This window comes from Kitasatospora sp. NPDC127067 (genome assembly GCF_042724755.1).
In the GTDB taxonomy this organism is placed as follows: domain Bacteria; phylum Actinomycetota; class Actinomycetes; order Streptomycetales; family Streptomycetaceae; genus Kitasatospora; species Kitasatospora lactacystinica.
Window position 1 is genome coordinate 1 of sequence record NZ_JBHXEM010000100.1, and the last position, 20,505, is coordinate 20,505.

Below are 20,505 nucleotides of genomic sequence, written 5' to 3' on the forward strand. Positions count from 1 at the left end.
CACTCGGAGCGGGCGGGCCGTCGGCGCGTCGGACAGGGCGAACGGCCCCGGTCAGCCGACGTGCACGCGCGGGCGGCGCGAGCGGTCCGGCTCGGCCTCGCGCAGCACCTCGCGGGTGACCGGCGCGACCTCGCCCTGCCCGAACAGGAAGAACCGCAGGAACTGGGCGAAGGGGCTGCCCTCGGTCCACTCGAAGTAGAGGTGCGGCTGCTGCCCGGTGCGGTCCCGGATGTTCAGCGCCAGCGCGGCGAGCGCGTTCGGGATGCTGGAGCTCTCCAGGGTGAGCACCCGGTAGCGGCCGTGCAGCACCTCTCCGCGCACGGTGAGCTCGGCCTCGAAGTCGGAGGCGTCGCGGACGGTCACCTCGACGAAGACCAGGTCGTCCTCGCCGGGGATGTCGTTGTCGGCGCGGATCTGGCGGATCTTGTCGCGGTACTCGGCGACGTCGCGGTGGCTCGGCTCGTTGGCGATCAGTCGCAGCGGGCGGTGCGCGTAGTCCCTGATGAAACGTTCCGCCACATCGTCCATGGCCACGTTGGTGACGCGCAGCTCGAAGGCGCGGCGCAGCCGGGAGAGCAGCGAGACCAGGATGATCCCGGCGATGAAGCAGGCACCGATCTTCAGACCGTCCGGCCGCTCCAGCACGTTCAGCACGGTGGTGTAGAGGAAGATCGCCGAGATGACCGCGAAGGCGACGGTCCAGCCGCGCTCGCGCTTGCGGTAGGCGGCGATGGTCACCGCGATGGCGGCGGAGCTGATCAGCACCAGCACGCCGGTCGCGTACGCGCCGCCCTGGGCGTCCACGTTCGCGTCGAAGATCCAGGTGACCAGGAAGCCGATCAGGGTCAGCACGATCACCATCGGCCGCACCGCGCGCGCCCAGTGCGGGGCCATGCCGTAGCGCGGCAGGTAGCGGGGCAGCAGGTTGAGCATGCCCGCCATGGCGGAGGCGCCGGCGAACCAGAGGATCGCGATGGTGGAGAGGTCGTAGACGCTGCCGAAGGCGCCGCCCAGGTACTCGTGCGCCAGGAACGCCAGGGCGCGGCCGTTGGCGTCGCCGCCGGGCTTGAACTGGTCGGCCGGGATGAGCAGCGTGGTGATGAAGCTGGTGGTGATCAGGAAGACGCTCATGATCACGGCGGAGGTGGTCAGCAGCTTGCGGGTGCCGCGGATCCGGCCGGCCGGGTCGGCCTCGGTGTCGGTCGGGTCGCCCTTGATGTGCGGCATCACGGCGACACCGGTCTCGAAGCCGGACAGGCCGAGCGCCAGCTTCGGGAAGGTCACCAGGGCCACGCCGACCATGACGATCGGGTTGCCGTGCTGGAGGGTCAGCGCGTGCGACCAGTCGGTGACCACGTGCGGCGCCTCGATGATCTTCCAGAGGCCGACGGCCACCACGACCACGTTCAGCACCAGGTAGGTCCCGACCAGGAACACCGCCAGGCCGATCGCCTCGCTGAAGCCCTTGAGGAAGACCGCGCCGAGCAGCGCCACCAGGACCAGCGTGATCACCACCTGCTTGCCGCCGAGGAAGCCGGTCAGGTGCGGGTTCTCCACCAGGTGCGCGCTCGCGTCGGCGGCGGACAGGGTGATGGTGATCAGGAAGTCCGTGGCCGCGAAGCCGAGCAGCGCGAGGACGAACAGCTTGCCCTTCCAGAACGACAGCAGCCGCTCCAGCATCGCGATCGAGCCCTCGCCGTGCGGGCTCTCCTTGGCCACCCGCCGGTAGACCGGCAGCGCGCCCAGCAGGGTGACCACCACCAGCACGATGGTGGCGATCGGCGACAGCACGCCCGCGGCGAGGGCGGCGATGCCCGGCTGGTAGCCGAGCGTCGAGAAGTAGTCCAGGCCGGTCAGGCACATCACCCGCCACCAGCGCTGGCCGGCCTGGGCACCGTGCCCGGCGGAGTCCCCCGCCGCCGGGCCCTCGGGCGACGCCTCCGGGGCGCCCTCCGCCGCGGTCGGCTGCGCGGGCTTCTCCGCGGTCACGTCCTCCAGCAGCCAGCTGCGGAGGCGTATTCGCGCCGACGGCGCGTCCGTCTCCGCCGTCCCCGTCGTACCCGACGAAACCACCTTGCACCTCTTGTTTAAAGACCCCGTAAAACGCCGTCGGGCGACGGCCGTGCGAAACGCTATGCGACGGCCGTTAAGGATCCGTCATCGGGCCGCGTTAAGAAAACGTCATGACGGCGCAGGTCGGCGCGGGTGGCCGAGGTGGCACGGGGTGGCACGGTGCGACCGGACGGGTGCCGGGGAGGAAATGACCCCGAACCGTTCCGCCGGTTCGGGGTCATTTCGGGGGTCAAGTCCGGCGTCCCCTTCCTCAGGGGGGGGAGCCCCGGGTCAGGCCCGGTAACCGAGGACGGTCATCATGCCCGTCTCCGCGTGGTAGACGTTGTGGCAGTGCACCATCCACAGACCCGGGTTGTCCGCGTCGAAGTCGACCGCCAGGGTCGCGCCCGGCAGCACGACCGCGGTGTCCTTGCGCGGGCCGTCGCCGGGCAGCGCGAAGCTGTGGCCGTGCAGGTGGACGGGGTGCCACATGGTGGTGCTGTTGCGGAACTCCAGCCGCACCCGCTCGCCCGCCGCCACCGGATGGCGCTGCGCCGGGTCGTACCTGCGGCCGTTGAATCCCCAGTCGGCCTTCGCCATCCCCCCGGTGAGCTCCAGCCTCACCGTGCGGTCCGGCGCCCTGGCGGGCAGCCGTACACCCGGGGCCGCCCTGAGCTGCCCGGCGGTGACCAGCCGGCCGTCCAGCTCGGCCGGGCGGACGGCGGCCTCGGGGGCGGCACCGCCGCCGGTGCGCAGCACGGCCAGGGCGGTGGCGTTCTTGCCCTCGGCCAGCGCGGTCAGCGGGAAGACGCCGTCCCCGGCGGTGACCAGCACGTCGTAGCGCTCGCCCATGCCGAGCAGCAGCGCCTGGGTGGTGGCCGGTTCGACCGGGAAGCCGTCGGTGTGGGTGACGGTCAGCTCGTGGCCGCCGAGGGCGACCCGGTAGGCGGTGTCGCCGCCCGCGTTGATCAGGCGGATCCGGATCCGGTCGCCGGGTTTGGCGGCGAAGGTCTCGGGCGCGGTGGCGAGCCTTCCGTTGACCAGGTGGAACGGGTAGGCGACGTCGCCGGCGTCACCGCCCAGCAGCGGGCTCCGGGCGCCCATCAGCATCCGGCCGGGGGCCGTGCCGCTCGGGGCGCCTCCCGTCCCGGGCGTCCCCGGCGTCCCCGGCGTCCCCGGCATGTCGTGGCCCGGCATCCCCGACATTCCCGGCATACCCGGCATGTCGTGTCCGGAGCCGCCCGAGTGGTCCATCCCTCCCATGCCCTTGGCGAGTTCGGCGAGGACGGCGTCCGGGGTGCTGCCGTCGACGCCGTCCACCCAGTCGTCCAGGACGACGACCCACTCCTTGTCGTAGGCCAGCGGCTCCCTGGGGTCCTCGACGATCAGCGGCGCGTACAGGCCGCGGTCCTGCTGGACGCCGGAGTGCGGGTGGAACCAGTACGTGCCCGGGTGGGAGAGCGCGAAGCGGTACTCGAACGAGCCGCCGGGCCTGATGTCGGCCTGGGTCACACCCGGCACGCCGTCCATGTCGTTGCGCAGGGCGAGGCCGTGCCAGTGCAGCGAGGTGGCCTGCGGCAGGTGGTTGGCCAGGGTGACGGCGAGGGTGTCGCCGAGGGTGGCGCGCACCTCCTGGCCGGGCAGCCGGTCGCCGTACACCCAGCTGCGGACGGTGCGGCCGCCGAGGTCGAGGGTGGCCTCGGTGGCGGTGAGCGCGATCCTGCGCTCCGGGCCGGGGTTTCGCGCGGCCTCGGCGGCGGCGACCTCGGGGCCGTTCGGGGCGAGGTAGCCGGCCGGGGCGGCGGACGGGCCGGCCGAGCCGCTCGGGCCGGTCGCTCCGGTCGCTCCGGTGGTGGAGCCGTGGTTCATGGACGCGTGGTCCATGCCCTGCATGGGGTCGGAGGAGCAGGCGGCGAGCAGGCCGGTCCCGGCGGCGGCGAGCGCGGCGCCGAGGACGGTACGACGGGTGGGTGTGCGCATGGCGGAGTGCACCTCGTGCGGTGGGTGGGTGTACAGGGCGTCGCGTCGGCCGTTCCGTGCGCGGGCGCCGCGGGGCGCGAGCGGGCACATGGAGGTGCGCGCGGGCGCTCCCGAGCGGGCGCGGGCACGGAACGGCGGGCGCGCGCCTACTGACGCAGCACCGAAAGCCGGGTGAGGAGGATCCGCCCGCCTCCGGGCGGGGGCAGCGCGCGAAGGGCCCGCAGCAGCCGGGCCCGTACCTCGGCGGCGGCGTCGCCGCTGCGGCGCAGCAGCGGGCCGGCGAGGAGCAGCACCAGGGTCCAGCCGGCCAGGACGGCGAGGCAGACCGCCATCGGGTCCATGCCGCCGGGGGCGGCGGGGTCGTGGGTGCCGACGGTGCCGACCGCGGAGGCGGCCCGGTGGACGGGGGCGAGGTGGTCGGCGGCGGGGTGGACCGGGGCGAGGTGGACGGGGGCGGGCTCGGCGGCCGGTCCGTGGTGGACGGCGCCCGACGGGTGCGGCAACACCGGGGCCTGCATCCCGGCGCCCTCGCGCCCGCCGTGGCCGCTCTGCCCGCCGTGGCCGCTCGCTCCGCTCTGTCCGCTGTGTTCGCTCTGTCCGGCGGACCCGCCGTGCCCGCCGCCCGGATGGCCGAGCGTGTGCATGGTCACGACGCCGAGCAGCAGCGCGGCGAGCAGCAGCAGGCGCAGGGCCCACGGCACCGGCGGACCGAACGGCCGCAACCGCGCCATCCTCCGCCTCCCGTCCGCGACGCCCGCCAGTCGTACCCCCGCAGGGTATCCCGACCTTACGCCGTCGGCCGGGCCGGGCCGCGCCGCCCGCCCTCCTGTTCACTCCGTGGCGCGTGGGTCCGCGCCCAGCACCGCCGCCGCCACGTGCTCGCGGAACCAGCGGTGGCCCGGATCGGCCGCGTTGCGCGGGTGCCAGGCCATCCCCAGCTCCAGCGGGGCGAGTTCGAGCGGGATCGGGAAGGTGCGCAGGCCCAGCGCGGCGATGGTGTCCGGCAGCCAGTCCGCCGGGACGAGGGTGACCAGGTCGCTGTCCCGGGCCAGCAGCATCGCACCGGTGTGGCTCGGCACGACGACCGCCACCCTGCGCTTCAGCCCGAGCCCGGCCAGCGCGGTGTCGATCGGGCCGAGGCGCTTGCCGCGCCGGGAGACGCCGATGTGGTCGGCGGCGGCGAAGCGACGGGCGGTGATCCGGCGGCCGTCGAACAGCGGGTGGCCGCCGCGGGCGAGACCGACCAGCGGGACGCTCATCAGCCGACGGGTGCGGACCTCGGGGTCCAGGTGGCCGAGCACGCCGAGCTCGACGTCCACCAGGCCCTGCCGCAGCGCCGGGCCGCCCTCCAGGGTCTCCGGCAGGAACACCACGTCCACCCGCGGCGCCTCGGCCCGCATCCGCTCGACGAGCGCGCCGGCCGTCCGCACCAGCATCAGCTCACCGGCCTGCACCGTGAAGGTGCGGTCGAGGTGCACGGGGTCGAACCCGGCGCCGGGCCGCAGCACGCCGTCGCAGCCGCGCAGCAACGCGCCCACCTCCTCCCGCAGTTCGAGCGCCCGCGGAGTCGGGACGAGTCCCTGCCCGGCGCGCACCAGCAGCGGGTCCTCGACGGCGCGGCGCAGCCGGGCCAGCATCCGGCTGACCGCTGCCGGCGAGGTGCCGAGCCGCTCGGCCGCACGGGTCACGCTGTTCTCCTGGAGCAGGGCGTCCAGGGCCCGCAGCAGGTTGAGGTCCATCGATCACACGCTCCTGAGCTGTGTCTTTGCGTTCCGCGCAACTATCCGATGCCGATCCTTGCATTGTTCCCGCCGGCACCGGCCCCGAAGGTGGAGACGACAGGTGATCACCTGTCACTCCTCGATCGCCCCTCGGAGCCCTCGTGTCCCAGCCCTCCCGCACCGCCCGCACCTCCCGTGCCGCCCGCGCCGCCCGCGCCGCCCGCGCCGCCCGCGCCGCCCGCGCCGGCGACGTCCTCGCCGTCGTCAGCCAGAGCGGCCCGACCGTCTCGTTCTTCGACGCCGCCACCGACCGGCACCTCGACACCCTCCAAGTCCTCGCCGAGCCGCACGAGTTGTGCTTCGACCCGACCCAGCGGCTGCTCTGGTGCAGCAGCGCGTACCACTCGGGCTACTACCACGCCAACAGCGGCCGCCGCACCGAGCTGACCGTCATCGACGCCGACACCCGCCGGATCGTCGAGGTGATCGACCTCGCCCCCGAGCACGGCCCGCACGGGCTGGCACTGGACACCGCCCGGGGCCGCCTCTACGTCAGCGTGGAGGGCGGCGAGGACCGCCCCGGCGGGGTCGTGGTCATCGACACCGCGACCCGCCGCCCGCTCGGCCGGATCGACACCGACGCCCCCGGCCCGCACTGGTTCGCCGTCTCCCCGGACGGCCGGACCGGCTTCGCCACCAACAAGGAGGCACCCTTCGTCTCGGTGGTGGACCTCGAACGGGGCACGCTGACCGCCAAGGTGGAGGTCCCCGGCAGCGAGGGCCTGGCCGTCTCCCCCGACGGCACCCGGGTCTACGCCGCCGGCCCGTACTTCTCCGCCTCCGCCGCCCCCGCCGCGGCGCCGGGCATCCGCGTCATCGACGTCCCGACCGCGACCGTCACGGCCGTCCTCCCGACGGACTCCCCGGCCCTGCCGGTCCACCTCACCTCGACCGGCCTGCTCCTGGCCGGCGAAGTCCGGTCGACCCCCGCCCCCGGCTCCGCCCTGGGGCGCCAACTCCCGGGCCGCCTCACCGTGTTCGCCACCGACGACCACCGCCGCCTCGGCTCCGTCGAGGTGGGCCTCTTCCCCCTCACCATCACCTCCTCCCCGGACGGCGGCCTCGCCTACGTCGCCGGCGTCGTCTCCTCCACCGTCGACGTCATCGACCTGGCCACCCTCACCCCCGTCTCCCGCCTGACCGTCCCCAAGCTCGCCGACCCGGGCGCCCACGGCCTGGCCTACCTCCCCCGCGCCGAGTGAACCCCCGAGCGGCCGCGAGGTGACCGCCGGGACGGACCCGGACCGCGCCCTGAGGATCGCCGTGTTGGCGGCGGCCAGCTATCGCCGCACTGTCCGCCCAGTCGCCTCAAAGCACTGGTCCGGCCGGGCGAGGCTGCGTGGCCCGGTCGCCCGAGGGCGCTACGCCGCCGGAGCGCTACGGCGGCGGTGCGCAGCCAGCAAGGTGGTGTAGGCGGCCCAGGCGTCGAGCAGCGGTGGAACCACCGTTCTCCGCAACGAGGAGCCGGCGCGTGTGACAGCCAGCCGCACGTCGGTCGCCGGCGCACTGGGGAACTCCGACATCAACAGCGCGACGGTACCGGCAACGAACGGAGTGGCGGCGCTCGTACCCGTGATGGTGAGCGGACTGTCACCGACCCCAAGGCTCACAATGCCTTCTCCCGGCCCGCCGACGCCGCGGGCGCCGATCGAGCCCCCCAGGTTCGACAGGTTCATCGGCCTCCCTCGCCTGTCATACGCAATCACCGGAATCGTCCAAGGATGTCGGGTGATCGCAGACGTGCCCAGCACACCCTGGTTCCCCGCCGCGACGACCACGATCACCCCCCGGTTCGCGGCGTGGTCCAGCGCCCCTTCCAACTCTCGGTGCCCCACACTGGAGGGCCGCTCGGGCGCAACGCTCAGATTCAGCACTCGGGCGCCGCCTTCCACCGATTCCAGGATGGCAGCAGCGAGTTCTTCCACCCGCGCACCGCGCGCCGCCCTGCAACCGGGGAGCTCCGCCGCGAAGACCGGGCGTACCAGCAGCGTGCAGCCAGGACAGATTCCGGGCGCCACCGAGGACCGCCCGGCGCTCAGGACGCCGGCGACGAACGTGCCGTGCCAGCACGAGGGGCCGCCGCCGGCCCTGCCGCATTCACCACCGCCTTCGCTGCGCCCGGCTCCGCGCAGTACGACTATTCGTTGACCAGTAAGACTCGGATGGTCGACGGCCACGAAACCGTCGATCAGCGCCACTGTGACTTCCGGCCTGCCCGCGCCGCGCGCCATCAACGGAGTGAGCCTGACCAGGTCCAACGGGCTTGCCATCGCGCCATCCCGGGTGGTGGTTCGTTCCGCTGTCGGATCAGGAGAGGGAGTCGGACATGCAGAGGTGCATGCAGGTCCTCCGGCACTGCCTGCAACCCTCGGTCCAGGAGCCCCGCCGACAGGAGTCCTGGCATTCCACCCGGCACTCCACCTGACAGAGCGGCAGGTCAATGGCGCCGTGTTGCGGCACGATGCGGTGACTTGTCAAGGAGCCGTACCGCGCAGGACGGTAGTGACTGCGCGTCCGGTAGACCGCTGATTCGGCGGTGAAACCCGGAATCCTCATGCTCGCTCACCTCTTGGGGGGGACGTTGCCGACACAGCTCAGCGGTCGTAGTAGGGCGACAGCTTGGTGACGAGGAAGGGGAACTCCTCGGTGACATCCACCCGCACGAAGAACTTCTCCGTGACATCCGTCCGTCGACCTGTGTAGGAAATCAGGACATCGATAATTCTGCGAGTTCCACTCAGCCGGGATTCACGAAAGCCCACCGCACTCAGCGAGCATTCCGCGGCGTAGGCCTCCACTGTCTTCTCGTAGATTCGCGGATATCGGACCGCAAGATAGTTCAGGGCGCGATGCTCGTCGGTGTTGCCGGCGTTGTCGCCGAGTTGCATGACCCTGCGCAGCAGATCGTAGGAGGCCGGCTCGAACTGCTCGGCAGTCATCTGCTCAGGCCGGTCGATCGCTCTCACCAGCTCCTCGCCGTTGAACGAGTAGATCTGATCGAAGTCCACGACAGGGATCGTCAGTCCGTTGCAGAGTCCGGGCGGAGCGAGCGGCCCGCGGGTGCCGATGACGACGTCCAGGTCGGTGGAGCGTGGTTCCGGGCGAACGGCGTCGACCAGGAGATCGAACTCGACGGGGTCACGCGGCCGGAGAATATACGTTTCGATCCCCTGAACGCGCAGCACATAGCACAACTGCCGTGCAAGGTATCGATTCTCGGGCTGCGAGACAATATGACAGAGAGCCTGCCGGTCAGTCAGATCGACGGTTGTGGTGCGCCCCGCGTTCTGAGCGATTTCCTTCTCGATCCCCAGGCTTGGGAACCGGAAGTCGATCTGGCCCAGCACGTACACGTAGGAGGGATCAGCCGGCTCGGGAGCAGAATCCCCACGCACCGACGCACCTCCAGCAGCTCGCGCTTCTCCGCAACAGTCGCAGTTCGACGCCGGGGCATAAGAGGCAGCGTCCTCGGCCAGTTCTGGCTGATCAGGCTCGTCCGCCGGCAGGCCGTTCACCGGGTCCGTGCAGTCCTGCTCCATCAGCTACTCCTAGAGTGAGAGGACGCCCATTGACCCGAAGGGCTTGGGCTCCTGCCCGACGGCACGCCACCGTCGTGCGAGTCGCCTGGAGCATTTGAGTTTCCGGCCCAATTTTCCGGCCCAATAGATGCCAGCTGCAGAATTCGGGGTCACGCTCTGCGACTTGACCTCCTCGACAGCACCAGCCGCCGGTTGAGCGCGGCCGCGCGCTGATCGCAACCGCTGCAAGGTCGCTTGATCCCGATCGTGTACGTCACGCGTTTGATGGCGTCGCCGAGTCCGATCTCCTCGTCCGGGACGAACCCGGGGATGTGCACCCGACGCTGCCGGATCTCGCCGTCCCGTGCGGCGCCGCCCCGCTTCTCTTTCCTGGCCGTCGCCCTCGCCTCCCTCACTCTCGACTCTCGCCGCTCCGGCGGCGCGCGGTCGCGCCGGGCGGCCGACCGCGGGCGGTGCAAGAAATGGACAGTGCTCAGCGATGCACATGCTCATGCTCGGGCGCTCAGACCCCAGGGTTCTCAGGTTCCGTGAACCCGGCAACCGTGCCCTTCGAGCGGGTGCCGCTGCAATTCCGCTGGGAAGCCCCGGTCATGTGCCATCTCCCAGCCTCCTCCGACTCGACCCGGTTGGCACCTCGGGACTCGGACACGACCACGCCACCGGGCGGGGCGAGGTAGAGGCCGACCACGTCGGCACCTTTCGCCGGGAACATCGGGCCTTCCAGCGGTCCACGATCCGGCAGCGACACCCCGAGCAACTCGGCATTGTCCTTGCGCCGCCGCCCCTCGCCCGACCACAGCACGATCCGGACCCGCGCGGCCACGCCCCCGGGCGCTTCCGGATCATTCGCCAACTTCCTCAACTCGGCGCCCCGTTCCACGGAAAGCTCCATGCCGGAACCGGCGATACACGCAAGATCACGTAACACGGACGGGATCACAGGACAGCCCTTGGGCTTCTACCGAGGAGTCGAGCCGGAGCGAGCCGTACGAGAGTCCGGACCGGAGACGGGAGCGTAGGCTTGACAGTGAGTTCCGGGATCCGTTCGGACGACAATTTTTGACGCGGGAAATTCCGGCGGAACGGTGGTCAGTGGATTCTGTGACCGGACCACGAGACAGGAGCGTCATCATGGCCATACCTGGTTTCCAGGCCGAGATGTCCGTCTACCAGCGCTCCACCGCATACGCGATGGGCCCGCAGGGTGGCACTGATAGCGATCGGATCGCGCCCATGTTCACCAAGGCCGAACTGCAACGGATCAACCAGTGCGAGGGAGGCTTCGAGAGGTGCGCGAAATCCTGTGAAGAAGTTCTGGAATATCGGGGGTACGGAGAGTGGAGCGTCTGCTATGAGAGCTGCAAGGAGGATGAGCGCATCTGCCTGGGGAATGCATAGCTCTCGGATCAACTGGTAGAGGTCCAGGCCGATTCGAACCGGACCTCCGGTCGATCACCCGCATCAACCTGCGCCCCATCGCCTCGCCCATGCCGCTGGGCTTCTTCACGGTGGCAATCGTCTCCTGGGCGGCCACCGCACGGGCGGTCCGGTCGATCGCCCCGGTGTCGGCCGCGGTCGGCTACCGGACAGTAGGCGTACGTCACACTCCCCCGGCCGGGCGGGCTGTGCACGGATCGTCAAGCCGTCGCGCACGCCTGGAACATCTTCCCGGCCGCACTCCCAATGGCCAAACACGGGCACCCTCGGGAAGCACTGGCCAACCACCGCACACCGCGGGAGGAGGTGTACCGGCTCGGCCGGCCGGGGCGGCTACCGGACGGCGGGCAGGTCGCTCTCGGCTGGTACGCCGCCGGCCTCACCCGGTCCACGGCCCTCGGCGGCACTCGTGACGCGCGGCGATTGGAAGGACGTTCACCCGCACGAGGCCGGTGATCACCGTGTGCCTCCCCCGCCCACCGCCGCCGTCCCTCGCTGTGCCCCCCGAAGCTCCGTAGCCAGAGCCGGCAACTCGCCCAGGATCGGCAGATGTTGGGCATCGGCCTGGGCTTGGTGGCCGCTCTGGGCGTAGACCGGGGCCAGGCCGAGGCGGGCCCCGACGACCTCGTCACGCGGGCCGAGACGGGCGGGTGCACCGAGGGCGATGCACAGGATCTCGATCTCGTCCTGCGCCAAGCCCTGCCGGGAGGTGCAGAGCCGGTTGGTGTGCGCGACGCCCCAGATCCGGCGTAGCTGGTCCTCGTCGGTGTTCCCGGCGGGTTCGCCGAGGGCGACCAGCAGCACGGTCAGCGCCTCGGCCGGATCCACGGGCGGGCTGCCCGGTCGAAGCCCCGCAGGTTGAAGTACAGGCGCCCGTCGGGGAACCGCTCGGCGACCCGGTGGGCCCGGTGCACGGCCGGCGCGGTCTTGCCGCCCCCGCCCATCCCGTCCGGCGCGGTGATCACGACGGTCGCGGCCAGGTAGGCGAGCCGGTCCAGGGCGCTCGCCAGCGCATCCGTGATCTCCTGGCGTTCGGTGCTGCCGGCGACGGGCAAAGGGCCCGGGGCCTGTCGTGCGGGACAGGCGGCCCCGGCCCACACCCATCCGCCCCGGCCAGCGCCCATCCGCGCCGGCCCGTGCCCATCCGCGCCGGAGGCCGGGGGCGGCGCGCTCCGTGCCAAGTTCGCGGTTTTCCACGATGCCCGAGCGTGGCGGCCGCGTGCCAGTCTGTGACCACCACCGCACCCCACGGCCGGGCCGGGGCGGGACCGATCCGCCACGGGTGACCGGCCGTTCACGTGGAACACCAGGAGGGACTTGTCATGAACAGGCGAATTCGCGCGGCTTCGCTCTGCGCCGCTCTCGCCGCCGCGGTTCTCGTCGGCGGCACCGCCCAGGCCTACGCCGCCGCGGCCTCCCCCGCCCCGGCACACACCGCCGCGACGCCCGCCGTCCAGGAAGGCGCCTCGACGCAGGCGATCGAGATCTGGCGCTATGCCGGCCGGTACGAATCGTTCGTGGCGGCGCAGGCGGCGTACTGGGTGCTCTACGGCCTCGGAAGCGCCATCAAGGACAAGATCGAGCAGGTCGTGGTCGACGGCGCGTACCGGTGGGACCTCTACATCCAGTGATTCCCCCGGCGCCGGCATCGAGCCGTGACGCCCTCCGGATGGAAACACGGCGAGCGTGAGACACGTCCGCTCGCCCGGCCTCGAAGAGAGTTGGTAGACCCATGCAGCGTACGACGTCCATCACCGGTCTGGGCCGCACGGCCGCCGGCGCCCTCACCGCCCTGCTGATGGCGGCCGGAGCGGTCGCCCTCGCCCCGTCCGCCCAGGCCGCGGCCGGACAGACCGGGCCGCAGGCGTCCGCGGCACAGCGCCCGGCCGCCGAGAGCGAGTCGGCGAGCGTGCCGCGGATCACCGCGGACCGTTCCACGAAGGTCACCCTCTCCAACAACAGCGGGTCCGGCCTGACCAAGACGTGGGAGAAGCTCGACCACGGCTGCTGGACGAACGACATGCTGCCGTCCGACTACGTCCCCAACACCAAGTCGGCCAGCTGGCAGAGCGAGTCCTGCGGCTTCGCGACCGGGACCGAGGGGAACATCACCTACACGCTCGCCGACGGCGGCGAGGTCAAGCTGCACTGGAACAACCCCTACTGGGGCAGCAACGACTACAGCTGCTCCGTCCCGTACGGCTACACCTGCTCCCGGAGCGGTGGCAGCGGGGACAACACCTCGGTGACGTTCAGCATCGGGCGCGCGTCCCTGGCCGCCGCGTCCCCGGCCGCCGCGGAGTCGCCCAGCCTCCTCTCCGCCGCCCGGAGCACGTCCGTCAACCTGACCAACAACTCCGGCAAGCTGCTCACCCGCTCCGGCGCGAGCCTGCAGTGGGGGATCTGGTCGGACGGCGGGATGCCCCCGTCCATGGTCCAGTCCGGTATCACCGCGAAGTGGGCGAGCGAGTCGGACGGCTTCATGACCGGCACGGAGGGCGACGTCACCTTCGACGTGCTCGGGGAGCAGAACAAGGTGAAGGTGCACTGGAACAACCCCTACACCGGCAGCAACAGCTACAGCTGCGAGGCACCGGCCGGGTACAAGTGCACCTGGCAGGGGGGCGGCGGTGACAACGCCGCGGTCTCCTTCACCCTGTCGAAGTCCTGATCGCACCGCATGAACCGGCGCCGCCCCCGTCCGGGCCGGGTGCATCCGCACCCCGGGCGGGGGCGGCGCGGTCCCCGGCCCGCCGCGGGTCCGGCCCCGCCCGGCCCCGGCCCCGGACCCGCCCCGGTTGCTACCGCTCCAACACCGCCACCAGCTGGGTGCGCCGGGCGATCCGCAACTTCCGGTAGGCGTTGGTGAGGTGCGTCTCCACGGTGCGGCGGGTGAGGCAGAGCGCGGAGGAGATCTGGGCGTTGGTGTGCCCCGCCGCCGCCAGTTCGGCCACGCGCCGTTCGGCGGGGGTCAGGGCGTGTCCGCCGTCCCTGTTCCGCACCCCGCCCTCGCGCAACGCCTCCTGCGTCAGGCCGAGGAGACGGCCGACGACGGCCGGCCCCCCGGCCTCCGGAGCGGGTGCGGCCAGTCGCCGGGCCACGGCGTGCGCCTCGCGCAGCGTGTCACGCCCCTTGCGGCCGTTGCCCGCTTCGAGGTGGGCCCGGCCGAGATCGACCAGCACCTCCACGAGTTCCACGGGCGCGGAACCCGGCCTGAGCAGTTCGGCGCCCTCGGTCAGCGAACACAGGGCCAGCCTGCCGCCCACGGTCGCGGCGTACGCCCGCAGCGCCCGGCCGACGGTACGCGCGGTGCCCCAGGTCCGGGCGTGGCGCAGCTCCTCCTCGGCGAGTTCGCGCGCCTCCTCCCGCCGCCCGAGCCGCACCAGGGCGAGCGCCGCCCCGGAACGCCACGGCGTGGCGACCGGACTGACGAAGTCACGGGCGCTCTGGCCGGCTCCGCAGCGCAGGTAGTCGTCGAGGGCGGCCTGCCAGTCGCCGTCCGCCGCGTGCAGCAGGGCCCGGGTGTAGCCGAGTTCGTTCCACTCCCAGGACTTGTCGCTGCCGGACGGGCCGGCGAGGGCCACGGCGTCCCACGCCCCGGCGCGCCGGCCCGTCTCGCACAGGGCCGTCGCCACCATGGCCGCCAGATGCGGCAGTCGCACGCCCTGCCCCGCGGTCGCCGCCACCAGGGCGGCGTTCTCCGCGATGACGCGGTCGAATTCCCCCGCCCAGAGCGCCGCCTCGGCCCGGACGCTGAGCAGACACTGCAGACCCACGTCCGTCAGGTCCGGGGGGACGGGCGGGACGGGCAGGCACAGGCCGGTCAGCTCACGCGCCTCCTCCAGGCGGTCCGCCCACTGCAGCAGGGTGGCCGCGCTGCCGAGCCAGGCGGTCCGCAGCCGCGGGTCCACCGGCACCGCCAGGCGCGGCCGGACCCGGGCGAGCACCTCGGCCGCCGAGCGGAGGCCGGCCCCGGCTTCGTACTCGGTGATCAGTCCGCACACCAGCGGCTCGATGGCCGGGGGTACCGTCGGGGCCAGCGCGCGCAGGCCCGCGACGGCGCCGCGCCAGGCGTCGCCGTCGTGGGAGGAGACGAGCGCGCCGAGGGTCTGCAGCACCTGGACGAGCTCGTCGTCGTCGGCGGCACGGCTCACCTGGTGAAGGACCCGCAGCGCGGTGTCGGGATCCCGGCCCGCGACGAGGGCGGCGCTCAGGGCGGTCGCCGCGGTCGCCCGTTCCCGCAGATCGGTGTGCAGTTCCAGCCCGGTGTGGAGTCTGCGGATGCCGGCGGTCGCGTTGTTCGGAAGCTCCAGGGCGCCGAGGCGCAGGCAGAGGGCGGCACGCCGGTCGGGATCGAGCGGGCCGCTCAGCGCGTGGCGCAGATACGCGGCGGACTCCGCGACCTGGCCGGCGCGCATCGCCTCCTCGGCGGCGTCGGCCAGCGAACGGGCCATCCACACCTCGCTCGGCCGGTCCACCCGCAGGAGCCGGGAGGCCACGGCCGTCGCCGGCGCACCGCTCTCGTCGAGCAGTTCCGCCATGCGCGTGTGCAGTTCGGCGACCTCCTCCGGCTCGGCGGCGGCGAGCACGGCCTCCCTCGCGAGGGGATGGCTCAGCAGCCTGCTCAGGCGGCGCACCGACCGCTCGCCCGGGGGACGCCGGGACGTGCAGAGGCCGGAGAGCCGGCGGAGGAGGACGGGGCCGGCCGGCATCCCCTCCTCGACCGCGACGACGAGGGCGAGGCAGGCGTGGCGCAGGCAGGGGTCCGCCCTCCGCAGCCAGTCGGCGATCGTGTCGCGGTAGCGGCTGTGCGACCGGGCGGACGACGGGCGAGGGAGCGGCCCGTCACCGAGGTCGGCGATCAGCGCCCGCACCAGGGCCGGGTTGCCGGCACCCGCCTCGACGCAGGTCGCGGCGGCCTTCTGGTCCAGGCCCGCGGCTCGGGCGATGCGGATGACCGCCGACACGCTGAGCGGGTGCAGGTCGACGGACACTCCCGTGGCGGGCGGGAAGGCGGCCGGACCGGACCGGTCGGCGCACTCGGTGGCCACCAGCAGCACGGGGATGTCGGCCATGCGGCGGGCGAGGTAGCCGATCCAGCGCCGGGACGGCTCGTCGGCGTGGTGGAGGTCGTCCACCGCGAGCAGCGCCGGCCGCTCGGCGGCCGACCGGGCCAGGCGCATCACCAGCCGGTGGAACAGCCGCTGTTCGTCCGGTCCGCCCGGTGCCGAGAAGGGAACGGCCTCGTCGTCCGCGAAGAGCTGCCGGACCAGCCCGAACGGGAACGCCGTCTCCTCCGGTACGCCGCGCGCCCGTCCGACGCGCATGGCGTCGCCGCCGGCCTGCTGCCGGACGATCGCCTCCAACGCGGCGGTCCGCCCCCGGCCGGCCACCGGCGCCGAGAGCAGGACCGAGCGCCCGCTGCCCGCCCGTACGGCCGCCGCCGCTGTCGCAGCCATGCCAAGAACCTCGTCGCGCTCCAGGAGCATCCGATCCCGTCCCTTCGTCCTGTCCATCCGCGGCGCCGGCCCGGGCCCGCCTCCCCCGCCCGGGCATCGCCGCCCGCGGCCACCGGATCCGCATTTCCGCGGGAATACCGTGACGTTCCCTTCCCGGTCCGATCCTCACCCAGTAGCGGCACGAACCGACTCGCCGCGCGGAAAACGGCGCGATCACGTTTGTGGCAGAGCTTGATCCAGCCGCTTTTATCACGTTTCACGCACGAACTTTCCGCCCGCGACAACGGAGCGCACCGACCCCGAACCCGTCCGGCCGCATCCGGGACCGGCCTCGCGCAGGCAACGGCCGGGACGGCGGACAGCCACCCGCACCCGCCGGCCACCGCGCACCCACCGGTTCGCGCCGAGACGGATCGATTCCCCCGGCCCGCCTTTCGACCGCCGGCCCGACAGGCCCGGGCGAACCGGGAGTTCACTGTTTCGCCCACGACGAGTCCCTCGTCACCACCGCCCCGGCGCCGGACACCACCACAAAGGGAAAGGCGATATCCGACAGTCCGTCGCGACGCACCCGGCGAATCCTCACGGGGAGTCGACGCCATCCGGACCCCTACCCGAGACTGCGTCCCGGACCGGCCCCTGAGGAACAACCCCTAAGGGCGTAGACACGCCCACCGGCGGGCATGGCACGGTCGTAGGGCAACGCCATCGGTCGTGAAGGTACCAAGCATGAGCGCAATAAGGTTCATCCTCAATGTCATCTGGTTGATTTTCTGCGGCATTTGGATGGCGCTTGCCTACACGCTCGCCGGAATCATCTGCCGCGTACTCATCGTCACGATCCCGTTCGGGATGGTTCTGCTGCGCTCAGTATCACGCGGGGGTCAACCCGCCCTTCGATTCGCGTAGGCGGGAGCAGGTCGAGGCCGGGCAGCGGTACCCGTTCGACCTCCGCGAGCGCTAGATCCAGCTCGGCCCAGACACCTTGCGCCACCCACTCGTTGAAGTACTTCGAGGCGGTACTCGTCGAGCCGTACTCCTCGCGGAGCTTCGGCCAGGAGACACCGGTGCGGGCCTTGGCGAAGATGGCGTCGACTGAGCGGCGGACGCGACTGCCCCGGCCCGCGGGGAGCAGATGGGATATCAGCGTCCACTGCTTGTCCGTCAGATCAGCTGCCGGGACAGCTGCCTTGGCCGCTTTGTACCAGGCTTGGACGGTGCAGGCGATGCCGCCGGTGCGCACGGGTACCGGTCCGAGGACGAATACCTTCACATCGAGCAGGCCGGAAGGGACGGCCGTCTCCCCCGTCCGATTTCACTGGCCCAAGACGTCCCGCAGTTGGGCGCGCCCCGTGATGCCGAGTTTCGGGAAGATCTTGTGCAGGTGGAACCCGATGGTGCGAGGGGACAGATAGAGCCGAGCACCGATCTCCCGGTTCGTCAGGCCCTCCGCGGCCAGTTGGGCGATCTGCAGTTCCTGCGCTGTCAGGCCGGACACGGCCCGCGGTACCGCAGAGTCCGCCACGGTCACTCCGGCCGCGCGGAGTTCGGCCGTGGCCCGCCCGGTCCACGGCCGCGCGTCGAGCCGTTCGAAGGTCTCCAGGGCGGCGGCGAGCAGCGGGCGCGCCTCCACGGCCCGCCGGCGCCGCCGCAGCCACTCCCCGAAGTCCAGCTGGACGAGGGCGTGTTCGAAGGGCCAGTGGGCGCCCGCCGGGTCGGCGAGTGCCGCGCGAAAGTGCGGCTCCGCCCCGTCGGGTTCGCTCAGCAGGGCGCGGGCCCGGTGCACGATCGCGTCCAGGCGGGCCGAGCGGGACGGGCCCAGGAGGTCCTCGGCGGCGCGGAGCACGGACCGGGCGTCGTCGGTCCGGTCGGCGCGGACGGCGGCCGCGGCGAGGTCGGCGAGGTGGTACGGCGAGGCGTGGTGGTGCACGGGGGCGGGGCGAGGGCCCCGGGTGTAGGTGCGACGGAGGTGCTCGTACGCCGTCCGGTGGTCGCCCTCCACGAGCGCCGCCGTGCCGAGCGCGTGGCAGTGGCGGACGTACAGGCTGCGGGACGTGCGCAGGTCGATGCCGCGCACGGCGTCGGAGGCCTGGGCCCGGCCGCCCGCGTGGTCGCCGCGGGCGGCGCACAGCGTGGCCCGCAGGATCTGTGATCCCACGGTGACGTTGTCCGCGCCCGCCTCCCTGGCCGTCCAGAAGGCCTCCTCGGTGGCCGACCGGGCCGCCGTCCACGCCCCGCTCTCGAACAGCGCGACCGCCCGGGCCTGGGCGACCGTGCAGTTGGCGCCGGCCGTGGCGGCGGTGCGGTGGTGGTCCACGGCCTGGCCGAGCAGACGTACGGCCAGGCCGGTCTCGTCCAGGATCCAGGCGGTGCCGCCGAGCATCAGGAGGTCGGCGAACGGGGCGTCCCGTCTGGCTTCCACCATGCGGTGCAGGTCGTCGACCGCCGCTTCCCGCCCGGTGAAGGGGTCGGCGACGGCCCGTATCCAGAGCCACTGGGTCCGGTCCCGCAGGCCGGGAATCAGCCCGCCGATCCGCCGGAGTTCGGCACGGTGGGCGGGGTCGCCGGACTTGGTCGCGGAGGTGGCGGCCGTCCCCAGGGCGTCCAGGGCCAGGGCGGGCTCCGCAGTGGCCATGGTCTCGGCCACCGGCAGCAGGAACCCGAGCGCGTCGTCGTGCCGCAGGGTGACGGCCAGCGCCCAGCCACCGCGCAGGGAGGCCTCGGCGAGCAGCCGGGGGTCGTCCGTCAGGGTCGCGACGCGGGCCGCGATCTCCTCGACCCATTGGGGGTGTCCGGCGAGCATGGCGGAGGTGGCGGCGGAGAGCAGCCGTCCGGCCCGACACTCGGGGTCCGGGGTGAGTTCCGCGGCGCGCTCCAGCGTGGTGGCCGCGGCCGCGTACCCGCCGCGCCGCCGGGAGCGCTCGGCGCTCTCCGCCAGGGTGTCGGCGACATTCTCGTCCGGACCGAGGGCGGCCGCGGCGAGGTGCCAGGCCCGGCGGTCCGGTTCGTGTGCGAGCGCGGCGGCCAGCACCAGGTGGGCCTCCCGGCGGTCGGCGAACGGGGCGGCCTGGTGGATCGCGGACCGGATCAGCGGATGCCGCAGGCGGACGTCTCCGTTCTCGACCCGTACCAGCCCCGCCCGTTCGGCGGGCCGCCACACCTCGGGATCGTCCAGGCAGGGGGCCGCGTGCAGGACGTCGGCGAGCCGGTCCATGCCGGCGACCGCCGCCAGGAGCAGCGCGCGCCGGGTCTCCTGCGGCAGGTCGGGCAGGCCGGCCGCAAACAGCTGCTGCAGCCGTGCGGTGAGCGGCAGGGGGTCGATCGGGCCGCTGCCCAGGCCGCCCGGTTCCCCGGCGCAGGCCCGTGCGAGTTCGATGAGGGCCAGCGGGTTGCCTCCGGCTTCCTCCAGGATCCGGGCGCGGGCCCTTCCCCGCGGAGGGCTCGGCTGCTCGTCCAGCAGGAGGCCCGCAGCGGCCCGGTCCAGGGGGCCCGCCGCCAGATGGGGGAAGTCGCGGTCGAAGCGCGCCGGCACCGAGTCGTCCCGAGCGGCGAGCAGCAGGGCGATGCGTTCGCCTTCGAGGCGCCTGGCGACGAACGCCAGCACGTCCACGGAGCCGACGTCCAGCCATTGGGCGTCGTCGACGATGATGAGTACGGGCCGTTCCGTCGCCGCCTCCGAGAGGAGGGTGAGCACGCCGGACCTGATCACGAGCGGGTCCGGGCTCTCCTGCCCGTCGCCGTCGTCCGTGCCGAACGCTTTTTGCAGGGCGTCGCGCTGACGTGTCGGCAGTCGGTCGATGTCGCGGAGAACGGGACGCAGCAGTTGGTGTACCGCCGCGAAGTCGAGGCCCAGCTCGCCCTCACAGCCGCGTACCCGGAGCACACGTCGGCCTCGTGCCGCGGCCTCGTCGGCGGCGTGATCCAAAAGGGTGCTCTTGCCGGCGCCCGGCTGACCGGTGAGCACGAGCACCTTCGAGCCGGGCCCGTCCGCGGCGTCGACGAGCTTGCCGATCCACTCCAGTTCACGGGCTCTGCCACGGATGCCCCGTGCGCGTGCCTCCACGGCGCCGACGTTCATGCTCTCCCTTGTCCGACCCACAGCCGCCCCGGACCGCCCGGTAGAGCGGGGCCGGCCGTGAATTACCTGTTCACAGCGTTGACGCCATTTTGCCAGGCGCTCTTCCGGCATGACTGGTCACATGACAGAAGCAGCCCGCTCGCCCTTCTGGCAGGATCCCCGCAGAGGTGGGAACAATC

Annotated in this window: 16 protein-coding genes and 1 pseudogene; 5 read left to right on the top strand and 12 right to left on the bottom strand. The window is 72.6% G+C overall.

Annotated features, from left to right (window positions below; genetic code table 11):
• Positions 1-51: 51 nt before the first annotated feature.
• The 4 genes from ACFWJ4_RS30520 to ACFWJ4_RS30535 all read right to left on the bottom strand — a co-directional run bounded on the left by ACFWJ4_RS30520 (position 52) and on the right by ACFWJ4_RS30535 (position 5,771).
• Positions 52-1,863 carry an amino acid transporter gene (locus tag ACFWJ4_RS30520; RefSeq protein ID WP_380549637.1) on the bottom strand — a complete coding sequence of 604 codons (1,812 nt, stop codon included), beginning with the start codon at positions 1,861-1,863 and terminating at the stop codon, positions 52-54.
• 480 nt (positions 1,864-2,343) lie between these two features.
• On the bottom strand, positions 2,344-4,032 hold the full coding sequence (locus ACFWJ4_RS30525) for a multicopper oxidase family protein (protein WP_380549569.1): 1,689 nt from the start codon (positions 4,030-4,032) through the stop codon (positions 2,344-2,346).
• A 146-nt stretch (positions 4,033-4,178) separates the two neighbouring features.
• Positions 4,179-4,763: a hypothetical protein gene (locus ACFWJ4_RS30530; protein ID WP_380549572.1), complete on the bottom strand. Its 585-nt coding sequence runs from the start codon at positions 4,761-4,763 to the stop codon at positions 4,179-4,181.
• Positions 4,764-4,862: 99 nt separating this feature from the next.
• Positions 4,863-5,771 carry a LysR family transcriptional regulator gene (locus ACFWJ4_RS30535; RefSeq protein WP_380549575.1) on the bottom strand — a complete coding sequence of 303 codons (909 nt, stop codon included), beginning with the start codon at positions 5,769-5,771 and terminating at the stop codon, positions 4,863-4,865.
• A gap of 143 nt (positions 5,772-5,914) precedes the next feature.
• Here ACFWJ4_RS30535 and ACFWJ4_RS30540 point away from each other — a divergent pair, with 143 nt between their 5' ends.
• Positions 5,915-7,015: a YncE family protein gene (locus tag ACFWJ4_RS30540; protein ID WP_380549578.1), complete on the top strand. Its 1,101-nt coding sequence runs from the start codon at positions 5,915-5,917 to the stop codon at positions 7,013-7,015.
• Positions 7,016-7,174: 159 nt separating this feature from the next.
• On the opposite strand, the gene ACFWJ4_RS30545 is transcribed toward ACFWJ4_RS30540, so the two are convergent.
• From ACFWJ4_RS30545 to ACFWJ4_RS30555, 3 genes are all read right to left on the bottom strand, one after another.
• A complete protein-coding gene (locus ACFWJ4_RS30545) occupies positions 7,175-8,083 on the bottom strand; it encodes a S8 family serine peptidase (RefSeq protein ID WP_380549581.1) in 909 nt (302 codons plus the stop codon).
• A gap of 324 nt (positions 8,084-8,407) precedes the next feature.
• Positions 8,408-9,352 carry a hypothetical protein gene (locus tag ACFWJ4_RS30550; protein WP_380549584.1) on the bottom strand — a complete coding sequence of 315 codons (945 nt, stop codon included), beginning with the start codon at positions 9,350-9,352 and terminating at the stop codon, positions 8,408-8,410.
• Between the two features lie 502 nt (positions 9,353-9,854).
• On the bottom strand, positions 9,855-10,280 hold the full coding sequence (locus tag ACFWJ4_RS30555; RefSeq protein WP_380549587.1) for a hypothetical protein: 426 nt from the start codon (positions 10,278-10,280) through the stop codon (positions 9,855-9,857).
• A gap of 203 nt (positions 10,281-10,483) precedes the next feature.
• Here ACFWJ4_RS30555 and ACFWJ4_RS30560 point away from each other — a divergent pair, with 203 nt between their 5' ends.
• Positions 10,484-10,750, top strand: coding sequence for a hypothetical protein (locus tag ACFWJ4_RS30560; protein WP_380549589.1), 267 nt, complete (start codon positions 10,484-10,486; stop codon positions 10,748-10,750).
• 495 nt (positions 10,751-11,245) lie between these two features.
• On the opposite strand, the gene ACFWJ4_RS30565 is transcribed toward ACFWJ4_RS30560, so the two are convergent.
• Complete coding sequence (locus ACFWJ4_RS30565) at positions 11,246-11,617, bottom strand: hypothetical protein (protein ID WP_380549592.1); 372 nt, start codon at positions 11,615-11,617, stop codon at positions 11,246-11,248.
• Positions 11,596-11,844, bottom strand: coding sequence for a hypothetical protein (locus tag ACFWJ4_RS30570; RefSeq protein ID WP_380549595.1), 249 nt, complete (start codon positions 11,842-11,844; stop codon positions 11,596-11,598). The genes ACFWJ4_RS30565 and ACFWJ4_RS30570 overlap by 22 nt, the downstream gene beginning before the upstream one ends.
• A 267-nt stretch (positions 11,845-12,111) precedes the next feature.
• Here ACFWJ4_RS30570 and ACFWJ4_RS30575 point away from each other — a divergent pair, with 267 nt between their 5' ends.
• Positions 12,112-12,420, top strand: a complete 309-nt coding sequence (locus ACFWJ4_RS30575) for a hypothetical protein (protein WP_380549598.1) — start codon at positions 12,112-12,114, stop codon at positions 12,418-12,420.
• A gap of 101 nt (positions 12,421-12,521) precedes the next feature.
• Entirely contained in the window at positions 12,522-13,460 is a 939-nt protein-coding gene (locus ACFWJ4_RS30580; protein ID WP_359905519.1) for an aegerolysin family protein, read from the top strand.
• Positions 13,461-13,590: 130 nt separating this feature from the next.
• Here the strand turns inward: ACFWJ4_RS30580 and ACFWJ4_RS30585 are convergent, their stop codons facing one another.
• Entirely contained in the window at positions 13,591-16,305 is a 2,715-nt protein-coding gene (locus ACFWJ4_RS30585) for a LuxR C-terminal-related transcriptional regulator (RefSeq protein WP_380549601.1), read from the bottom strand.
• Positions 16,306-16,977: 672 nt separating this feature from the next.
• Between ACFWJ4_RS30585 and ACFWJ4_RS30590 the strand changes: the two are divergent.
• Positions 16,978-17,115 (top strand): annotated as a pseudogene (locus ACFWJ4_RS30590) (YccF domain-containing protein); the annotation flags it as partial.
• Here the strand turns inward: ACFWJ4_RS30590 and ACFWJ4_RS30595 are convergent.
• Positions 17,084-17,521 (bottom strand): transposase, encoded by a 438-nt coding sequence (locus ACFWJ4_RS30595; protein WP_380549604.1) that lies wholly within the window; start codon positions 17,519-17,521, stop codon positions 17,084-17,086. The pseudogene ACFWJ4_RS30590 and the gene ACFWJ4_RS30595 sit on opposite strands and share 32 nt — an antisense overlap.
• A gap of 42 nt (positions 17,522-17,563) precedes the next feature.
• Complete coding sequence (locus tag ACFWJ4_RS30600) at positions 17,564-20,326, bottom strand: helix-turn-helix transcriptional regulator (protein ID WP_380549606.1); 2,763 nt, start codon at positions 20,324-20,326, stop codon at positions 17,564-17,566.
• Positions 20,327-20,505 lie beyond the last annotated feature (179 nt).